General features: G+C 43.4%; 9 protein-coding genes. 6 read left to right on the plus strand and 3 right to left on the minus strand.

Features of this window, described 5'->3' with window-relative positions; genetic code table 11:
• Positions 1 to 14 precede the first annotated feature (14 nt).
• Genes BIW53_RS01620 through cysQ form a run of 3 tightly spaced genes read left to right on the plus strand, consistent with a single transcriptional unit; the run spans position 15 to position 3,121 of the window.
• Complete coding sequence (locus BIW53_RS01620; RefSeq protein WP_070990010.1) at positions 15 to 1,739, plus strand: SLC13 family permease; 1,725 nt, start codon at positions 15 to 17, stop codon at positions 1,737 to 1,739.
• Between the two features lie 11 nt (positions 1,740 to 1,750).
• Entirely contained in the window at positions 1,751 to 2,347 is a 597-nt protein-coding gene (cysC, locus tag BIW53_RS01625) for an adenylyl-sulfate kinase (protein WP_070990012.1), read from the plus strand.
• 3 nt (positions 2,348 to 2,350) lie between these two features.
• Complete coding sequence (gene cysQ / locus BIW53_RS01630) at positions 2,351 to 3,121, plus strand: 3'(2'),5'-bisphosphate nucleotidase CysQ (protein WP_070990014.1); 771 nt, start codon at positions 2,351 to 2,353, stop codon at positions 3,119 to 3,121.
• Positions 3,122 to 3,163: 42 nt separating this feature from the next.
• On the opposite strand, the gene BIW53_RS01635 is transcribed toward cysQ, so the two are convergent.
• The gene (locus tag BIW53_RS01635; RefSeq protein ID WP_070990016.1) at positions 3,164 to 4,492 is read right to left on the minus strand and encodes a hypothetical protein; all 1,329 of its coding nucleotides are present in this window, start codon (positions 4,490 to 4,492) and stop codon (positions 3,164 to 3,166) included.
• A gap of 160 nt (positions 4,493 to 4,652) precedes the next feature.
• On the opposite strand from BIW53_RS01635, the gene BIW53_RS01640 reads away from it, so the two are divergent.
• The gene (locus tag BIW53_RS01640; RefSeq protein ID WP_070990018.1) at positions 4,653 to 5,417 is read left to right on the plus strand and encodes a substrate-binding periplasmic protein; all 765 of its coding nucleotides are present in this window, start codon (positions 4,653 to 4,655) and stop codon (positions 5,415 to 5,417) included.
• Between the two features lie 4 nt (positions 5,418 to 5,421).
• Here BIW53_RS01640 and BIW53_RS01645 read toward each other — a convergent pair whose 3' ends face one another.
• Positions 5,422 to 6,264: an arylamine N-acetyltransferase family protein gene (locus BIW53_RS01645; protein ID WP_070990019.1), complete on the minus strand. Its 843-nt coding sequence runs from the start codon at positions 6,262 to 6,264 to the stop codon at positions 5,422 to 5,424.
• Between the two features lie 276 nt (positions 6,265 to 6,540).
• Here BIW53_RS01645 and BIW53_RS01650 point away from each other — a divergent pair, with 276 nt between their 5' ends.
• Both BIW53_RS01650 and BIW53_RS01655 read left to right on the plus strand, forming a co-directional pair.
• Positions 6,541 to 7,188: a hypothetical protein gene (locus tag BIW53_RS01650; protein ID WP_070990021.1), complete on the plus strand. Its 648-nt coding sequence runs from the start codon at positions 6,541 to 6,543 to the stop codon at positions 7,186 to 7,188.
• Positions 7,189 to 7,594: 406 nt separating this feature from the next.
• Positions 7,595 to 8,146 carry a GNAT family N-acetyltransferase gene (locus tag BIW53_RS01655; protein ID WP_070990024.1) on the plus strand — a complete coding sequence of 184 codons (552 nt, stop codon included), beginning with the start codon at positions 7,595 to 7,597 and terminating at the stop codon, positions 8,144 to 8,146.
• Positions 8,147 to 8,299: 153 nt separating this feature from the next.
• Here the strand turns inward: BIW53_RS01655 and tuf are convergent, their stop codons facing one another.
• The gene (tuf, locus tag BIW53_RS01660; RefSeq protein ID WP_070989959.1) at positions 8,300 to 9,484 is read right to left on the minus strand and encodes an elongation factor Tu; all 1,185 of its coding nucleotides are present in this window, start codon (positions 9,482 to 9,484) and stop codon (positions 8,300 to 8,302) included.

Below are 9,484 nucleotides of genomic sequence, written 5' to 3' on the forward strand. Positions count from 1 at the left end.
AGGAGTACCTCTAAGTGCATGAGCAAATCATTTTAACAGGTATCATGTTAGTACTAGTCGGTTGTCTTTTTGGCAGTCGACTAAAACCAGCATGGCTATTTGTTGGGGCCATTAGTATCAGTTATCTTACAGGTCTAATTGAGCTTGAGGGGATGCTTGTTAACTACGCAAACCCCTCGCTGATCACCCTTATTTTGCTGATCCTAGTATCGATTGCGATAGAAAAAACCACATTGATACAAACCTTAGCGCAATCACTGGCAAAAGGAAGTTTGTCATGCTCAGTGATGAAACTAGGCTTATCGACCGCCTTTTTGTCGTCGTTCACCAACAATACGGCTGTCGTTGCCTCTCTTATCTCTGCGATAAAAGAGAGCCCCACACACTCTCCTTCTAAACTTTTGTTACCACTATCCTATACCGCTATTTTAGGTGGAACATTGACCCTAATCGGCACGTCGACCAACCTAATCGTCAATGGCTTTGCAGTAGATGCGGGCATGGCACCATTAGGATTTTTTGATTTTACCTTGGTCGGATTAGGGGCATTAGTTGCTGGTTTGCTAACAATTATGGTGCTACTAAAATACCTTCCAGACAATGGTAAAAACGATCAGGAAGTTGTGCCGTTTTATCTCGAGGGAAAAGTTCAGCCGGGCTCAAAGCTGATCGGCCGTACCGTTGAAGAAAATGGCCTGCGCGACCTTAAAGACTTATTCCTCGCTGAGATTATTCACGGTGACCGCCGCATTATTGCAGTAACACCACAACAAGTGATTCAACAGGGTGATGTTTTATTGTTTGTTGGTGACATTAAGTCTGTACCACTTTTATCCCAATTTGATGGCCTAAAAATCGTTCATGACAAACATGAAAAAGATGTAGAGCATTTGGTAGAAGTGGTGATGAGCCAATCATCTAAGTTTATCGGAAAAACGGTCAAAGAAATCCGCTTTCGTGAACAGTTCCATGCTGCCGTTATTGCAATTCGCCGTGGTCATGACCGCCTACAAGGTGGCTTAGGTCAAGTTCAACTACAAGCTGGTGATTCTCTGATCTTAGCACCAGGCAGCCAATTTTATGAACTACCAGACCTTAAGCGCGAATTTGTTTATATTTCTGGATTGGATTTACAGACACATCTCCAATCGAAGCAATCAAATATTGTATTAGGCGCATTTACTACAGTGTTGGCGCTGAGCATATTTGACTTAGTGCCACTGGTAAAAGGCCTGATGGTGCTTTTAGTCGGTTTAATTCTAATGGGTACTATTAAAGTTAATGAATTGAAACGACGCTTTCCTCTAGAGCTTGTTGCTATTGTCGGCAGCGCTATTGGCCTTGCAAAGTTGATGATCAACACCGGTCTGGCTGGGCAAATATCCAGTGGACTGTTCTTTTTATTAGGTGATTTCGGCCCTTATGGAGCCTTTATTGCCATATTTGTAATGACCGTGGTATTTACCGAGTTGATCACTAACAATGCAGCAGCAGCGCTATCTTTCCCTGTTGCTTATGCATTAGCTGTTGGCTTTGGTGTCAATCCACTGCCCTTTGTGATGGCTGTGGCATTTGGTGCATCAGCGAGCTTTATCTCACCATTTGGCTATCAAACCAATTTAATGGTGTATAGCGCTGGCAACTACCGGATCAAAGACTATGTCACGATGGGCTTGCCGCTGTCCTTAATTTATTCGGTCACCGTTTTAACCTTAATACCTTTGGTGTTCCCATTTTAGTAGGTAGCAATATGGACGAAAATATAGTTTGGCATAACTATGCCGTAGACAAAGCACTGCGCAGCGAACAAAAGGGCCACAAACCTTGCGTGCTTTGGTTCACTGGTTACTCTGGTTCTGGTAAAAGCACCGTAGCAGGCGCACTAGAAAGTGCGCTACATCAGCAAGGCGTTCATACCTACCTGCTTGATGGTGACAATGTACGTCATGGTCTATGTAAAGACTTGGGGTTTAGCGACGCCGACCGCGTGGAAAATATTCGCCGAGTTGGTGAGCTGAGTAAATTGATGGCCGATGCCGGTTTGGTGGTATTAACAGCCTTTATTTCCCCGTTTCGTGCTGAACGTGATATGGTACGAGAGCTATTAGGAGGCGGTGAGTTTATTGAGGTTTTTCTTGATACTCCTTTGGATGTATGTGAACAAAGAGACCCAAAGGGGCTGTATAAAAAAGCCAGAGCTGGAGAGATCAAACACTTTACGGGGATAGATTCCGACTATCAAGTGCCAAACAATCCGGAAGTTCGCTTGGATACCAGTAAAAACTCATTACAACAGTCCGTCGAACAATTGATAGCCTATCTAAAAACCAAAAACATCATAGGATAAGTTATGAACCAGACCGATCTATTGGAAGAGATCTTACTATTGGCACGTAAAGCCGGTGATGCCATCATGCCGATTTACGCCAAAGATTTTAATATCGAGTATAAGGCGGATGAAAGCCCTGTAACCGATGCCGATGTTGCGGCCCATGAAGTGATCGTAAAAGGTTTAAAGTCGCTCACACCTGAATTACCCATTTTGAGTGAAGAAAGCGCTAATATTGATTGGCCAACTCGACAAGCTTGGCAAGAATACTGGCTTGTTGACCCAATTGACGGCACCAAAGAATTCATTAAAAAGAACGGTGAGTTTACCGTTAACATCGCTTTAATCAAAAATGGGAAACCTATCCTTGGCGTGGTGCATGCCCCGGCTCTGAATGTCAGTTATCTAGCCGCTGAAGCTATCGGTGCTTTCAGAGAATGTGGCGAAGCACGTATCGAACTGAAAGTAACTAAAAAGCCCAATAAGGGCAAAATTCACGTGGTGGGTTCTCGTTCACACCCTTCTGCTGACTTAGCGGCCTACTTAGAGCAGTTTGATGAAGTCGAAATGGTTGCAAAAGGCAGTTCGCTAAAACTGTGTCTCGTTGCTGAAGGTCAAGCTGATATCTATCCAAGGCTTGGACCAACAAGTGAGTGGGATACAGGGGCCGGCCATGCAGTTGCTGAAATAGCAGGAGCAACGGTGAGTAAAGTTGACGGGACTCCTTTGCTATATAATCAAAAAGAAAGTTATTTAAACCCCTACTTTGTGGTTTCACGCTTAATTGATTAATGCCTAAAAAGCATGGACTGAGTCCATGCTTTTACGTTCTACTTACACTCCATATAAAGTACGCATCGCCTTGTAGTTGATACCAAACTGACGTTCAAACCAACTATTTACGTAATCATTGTCTGACTCCACACGTGCACACCGCAACACATTTTCCATCGAGTTTTGTGCGTATTGATTTTGACAATATTGACTGGCCCATAACTTTGTCAGCTCATCATTGACGCCGTGTGTCAGGCGAGTCAGATAATCAGAAAATGTGCTGGTTTGATCCAAGAATTTCGCAGACTTAGGTGCCAACTCAGCTTCAGCAAAATTAGCACTATGGCTGACAGTTTGGTTGCTTTGGCTATCCATATACTGATTTGCCAACGACATTCCTGCCAACTGCCCACTATAGCTCAAACGCGCAGAGTATTCTTCGTGATAGTGTGTTTGCGGATAAATATAGACCCGTTCAACATCAACCTCTACCTGTTTAGATTTGTCATTTGGATCGGGCCGCCATTCCTTGACTAGATAGCGTTTCTCCTGTTGCTTTTGTATGCTATTACGCTGATAGTCAACATCGGCTGTTAGCGTTAATTTGAGTAATTGTTCACCAATGGGTGCATACCAGATACTTTGCTGAAATTGATCTTTAAGCTCACTAAGCGCGCCGTCTATTAGTTGTTCATGGGCGCGTCGCTTTGACGTATTAAGTTGCAATTGCTTATTGAAAACGATGTTTCGATAGCGGCTCTTATCTTGCTGATCTAGCTTAAATGTCTGGGCCACACTCCAGGCTGAGCAATACTTTTGCGCCAGTTCTTTGAGAAAAAACCGCTGCCCTTGGACCTGCTCAGCCAGTGCTTGGCATTTACTTTTAGCGTGCTCGCCGAGTTGTTGCTGATAGCCACTTAACATTGTAGCTAACTGTGCATTGGTTATTAAAAAAGCATATTTTTGCTCAAACCAACGAAATTTATCGGGGTACGAGCTATTGGCAAGGTCTTTTGCTTGTGTACGTAAAAATTGCTCCGCATAACGAATTTCTTCATTTTGCGTGGCAGCCTGCGCCCCCATCGCTTCAATGTGCCAAGAGCTTTGATTGCGCAAAATAGTCTCAAGTTTATCGGCTGCCCCAACCTGATTTGCAGCGAGTCGCAACATGCGAACTTCGATGAGTCCACGGTCTATTATTTTATGGCGGGCCTGATTAAGCCGCTGTTGTGCCTCAACGTCCGTTGCGTCTTCATGCACAGCTTGCTGATAAAATTCTGCAGCCTGTTGGTACATACCTTGTTCGTATAATTTATCTCCCTTTTCAACTAGGCTGGTACAGGCGCTGAGTAATAAAATTACGCCTACTAACGCTAACATACGAGTCATACTGCTTAAATCCTTGTGTTTATTACCTATCAGGCTGTTTTACATCTAAGTATTGGTGCATTGTATCCAATTAACATGCACTAGGCGATGGATAAAATAACACCAAATTGTATCACTTTGACTACGCTTTATAGTGGGTAAAAAATCAAGGAGCAGAATAATGCAACAACACATCCACTGGATAACCATCTGCGCTTTAATCTTGTGCCATGGTTTGGCGCACTCTAAGGACTCAAATGAGCAAATTCATATTTATACCGAAGACTTTCCCCCCTACCAAGAGTTTCTAGGGCCAGGTAGAATTGGAGGTGTAGCTACTGACTTAGTGAAAATGCTGTTTGAACACAGCAAACTAGACTACAAAATTCATGTTTTGCCATGGTTTAGGACCAATCATGTGGTAAACCACACCCCTAACGCCTTTATTTATTCTTTAGCACGTACACATGAACGCGAAAAGCAATATCACTGGGTGGCCCCCTTGTGTGAAATAAATGTATCCTTTTACAAGCTAAGAGCCAGAAAAGACATTCAAATTAATGATATAGAAGACGTAAGACAATATGTTGTAGCAGTAGCATCTGGCCAGCCAACCGAACAACACTTGGTAGAAATTGGTTTTTCTCAGGAAGATAATTTAGTGATTTTGGCCAGCCATGAGCAAGGCGCACAAATGCTTAATAAGGCACGAGTTGACTTGTTGTATGGGGCTGACCTATTCGTTAAAAATGTACAAATGGCATTAGGTAGAGGCGGAGAATGGGAGCGCGTATATGTTTCACCCCATTTGAGTAAGCGTATGTACCTAGCCGCCAATATTAACAGTGATGAAAGCTTGATAAGCAAACTACAAAAAAGCCATAACATGTTAAAAAATAAGCTCAATACCGAGGCCCGTTGCGAGCAGGCCATACGCAATCACTAAGCCATTATCCTGCTCGCGCTAATTGCCGCCTTTGTACTTTATCAAACACCTTGTTCAGATGTTCTTCGCTGGCGGTTATATTAAAGTGCCTTTGTAGTAATTGCTGCAACTGAAATACGCTACCGATTACTTGCTCACTTTGCGTTTGATTGCGCTCATCCACATGTAAAAAGGTCGTGTTGCGGATCAAATAGCGCTGGCCATCATCAATGCGTGATACAACGAGATTATTCACAAATGACGCTTTTGGGTGTTGATGACTATAAAAGTGACCCACCTCACAATCCTCCTCAAATACCTTGGCTAAATCAATTTCATACAAGGTCAATGACTGTGGTGCGCTCAATGATACCTTAGCATGTGCCGCTGTACGCTCAATTTGATAGTGGTTGGGCCCTTCGTTCACACTATGATTGTGGTCAATGGCAAGTGGCAAAATAAAACCCTGCACACCAAAACCCACATCAACCACATAGGTATTACCTTCATGGGTGAGTAAAGTGACTCTGTGTGTGCGAGGATTATCGGTTTTACCACTTAGCATGACCCGCGCTAACGCTGGGCGTACCTGATAACCCAGAGCCTGCAGTGCTAAATACATCACTCGGTTGTGCTCAAAACAATACCCTCCCTGACGCTGTACAATTAGCCGCTCAAACAATTCTTCAGGCTCGAGACTTAGATAAGCGCCCTGCATCGCGTTAATGCTGCTGAAACTGTACATTGCTAAGTGTTGCGCCTGTAAGGCTTGCACAAAACTTAAAGTACCAATAGGCGCATCAATTGAGAAACCACTAAGGTAGTGTGAAATATACTTAGCGATGGTTGACGATTGCAATTCTAACATCAAGTTTTCCTTATGCTTTTAATGTAGTCACGAGTAAGATAAAAGCTCAAGTAAGGTTGAGGTCAAACGCTTTTTGGGGTTTTTAAAGACCGTGCGTACCGGCAGTACCAAACAGCATACTTATTTCTGTAACTGATTTAGTACAAATTGTACTCACCGTCAGCGGCCTCTTACATTGCTACCAGATACATTTACCAGCCTTTGTATTTATTATGGAAACAACATACTCTATGATATTGATCGGTATCAATATAACAACTTAAATTAAGGAATTTGATGAACAAGTATCTATTAAGTCTAGTGTTTGCTGGTGTGACTGCATCTTTCAATGCATCTGCAAACTGGACGCTAGCGTACCATCATGATCAACAAGGGAAAGCGATTGAAGGGCAATTGTGTCAATTGGTAGATGCTGTTGAGGCAGGACAAGAAGTCAGAGTCCTGTTCGAAAATGGCGATTCAAAATCACTGACAACCGCAGAATATGTCTACACCAAAGGTGAGCGTGTTTTTGCCGAGCTCACTTCGAATATCAGCACGACATTTGCAGGTGATAAACTACATCATCAAGACAATGCCTATCATTGGTTTGCTATCGTTGATACAACAGGTTACCGTCATATGGCGCGCTGGAATGTAGGTGAGCATGTTAATCGAGGCTACAGCTCAGACCAAGTAGCCGTAAAATGGTTTGTAAACACTGACAAACCTTTAGGTATTTTCAATTCTAGTTGTAACGGTGATGGCGATAACAACCCAAGTACGCCAGACTTATCAAAGGTATCTCCGTGGTCAGCGACCAAAGAGTACAAAGGGGGTGAAGTGGTTAAACACGAAAATGTTTATTACTACGCGCGTCACTGGACACTCGGCCAAGCACCACAAGACAGTCAAAACGGCCCTTGGACAGCGTTAAAGTTTTAATTCAAGCAGACAAATAGGGCTGCGACATGATAGTGCAGCCTTTTGCAAAACGCCCTTTTCGCCATATTAAACAATCATCACAGAACTGAACTCATTAAAGCCTTGACCCTCACGCAACGTTATATTGCATCTTGCTATCGTTGTTACACAGCAGAGTGTCAAAGAACGAGAAAACACAATATTAAGTAAAAGAGTTAAGTTGGGTTGAGCGCAACCGTTTTTTGCTTTTAAATTACGACCTTTGAATGTTTGAATGGGCAGTAAAATATACCATACGATATTATTGTAACTCACCGCGATGTAAAGCCTTTCTTACATGGACTTACGCTCAGTTTAACTACCCTGATATACAACGATATCAAGTGCCCGACAATCGCAGCAGCGTCGGCCACAATAAGGATAAACAATGCAAATAGACACCGAGCGATTAATAATCAAAAGTGCACGTACAGAATTTGCACCTGCCATCACGAAGTTTTACTTAAGAAATAAAGCGTTTTTTGCCGACTCTCAACCTTTGCGTGATGCGCATTTTTTCACGGTGGACCATTGGGTTCAAAACTTAAAGCACTTAGCTGCCTGTTTCGAAGATGACTCAATGTATCAATTCTACCTTTTTGAAAAAAGCAACGAAGAACATGTCATTGGTCAAGTAGGCCTGTCTGGCATTCAAAGAGGTCCTTTTCAGGCGTGTTTTTTAGGCTATCAACTAGATCAGCAAAAGAATGGCTGTGGCTTAATGCACGAGGCATTGGCCGTCATTATACATTGGGCTTTTGCGCACAAGAATTTTCATCGGATCATGGCGAACTATGTGCCATGCAACGCAAGAAGCGCGGCCGTTTTAAAAAAATTAGGCTTTACCATTGAAGGAGTTGCTAAAGATTATCTATTTCTCAACGGTGAATGGCAAGATCATGTTTTAACATCCTTGATTAACGATCAGTTTAAGTTCTGATTCAATAAGTGATGGATGACTGCCAGATGGTACCCCACCGGATGGTACCCCACCGGAAGGCGCTGCGCTTATCCAACCTACCAGTTCCAAATCTCAGACATTAAAAAAGGCCACTTAAGTGACCTTTTTTACAGTGTTACTGCAATCTATTGATTATTCAATGATTGTAGCTACAACACCAGCACCTACTGTACGGCCACCTTCACGGATAGCGAAGCGTAAACCTTCGTCCATCGCGATTGGAACGATTAGCTCAACAGTCATCTTGATGTTGTCACCAGGCATTACCATTTCTACGCCTTCTGGTAACTCAACGTTACCTGTTACGTCAGTTGTACGGAAGTAGAACTGTGGACGGTAGCCTTTGAAGAATGGCGTGTGACGACCACCTTCATCTTTAGAAAGTACGTATACTTCTGAAGTGAACTTAGTGTGTGGGTTGATTGAACCAGGCTTACATAGAACCTGACCACGCTCAACTTCGTCACGCTTAGTACCACGTAGTAGTGCACCGATGTTCTCACCCGCACGACCTTCGTCTAGAAGCTTACGGAACATCTCAACACCCGTACAAGTTGTCTTCGTAGTTTCTTTGATACCTACGATTTCAACTTCGTCGTTCACGTTGATGATACCAGCTTCAACACGGCCTGTTACTACTGTACCACGACCCTGGATTGAGAATACGTCTTCGATAGGCATGATGAATGGCTTATCGATGTCACGCTCTGGCTCTGGGATGTAAGTGTCTAGTGCTTCTGCAAGCTCAACGATCTTGTCTTCCCACTCTTTCTCACCTTCTAACGCTTTAAGCGCAGAACCTTGGATTAGAGGTAGGTCATCACCTGGGAAGTCGTACTCAGAAAGAAGTTCACGTACTTCCATCTCTACTAGCTCTAGAAGCTCTTCGTCGTCAACCATGTCACATTTGTTCATGAATACGATGATGTAAGGTACACCAACCTGACGAGAAAGTAGGATGTGCTCACGTGTTTGAGGCATAGGACCGTCAGTAGCAGCAACTACTAGGATCGCGCCGTCCATCTGTGCAGCACCAGTGATCATGTTTTTAACATAGTCAGCGTGTCCTGGACAGTCTACGTGTGCGTAGTGACGAGTTGGTGTATCGTACTCAACGTGTGAAGTTGAGATTGTGATACCACGCTCACGCTCTTCTGGAGCGTTATCGATTGATGCGAAGTCTTTAGCTACACCACCGTATACTTTTGCAAGTACGTTAGTGATTGCTGCTGTTAGAGTTGTTTTACCGTGGTCAACGTGGCCGATTGTACCTACGTTTACGTGCGGTTTTACGCGTTCAAACTTTTCTTTTGCCAT

This window comes from Pseudoalteromonas byunsanensis, from assembly GCF_001854475.1.
In the GTDB taxonomy this organism is placed as follows: domain Bacteria; phylum Pseudomonadota; class Gammaproteobacteria; order Enterobacterales; family Alteromonadaceae; genus Pseudoalteromonas; species Pseudoalteromonas byunsanensis.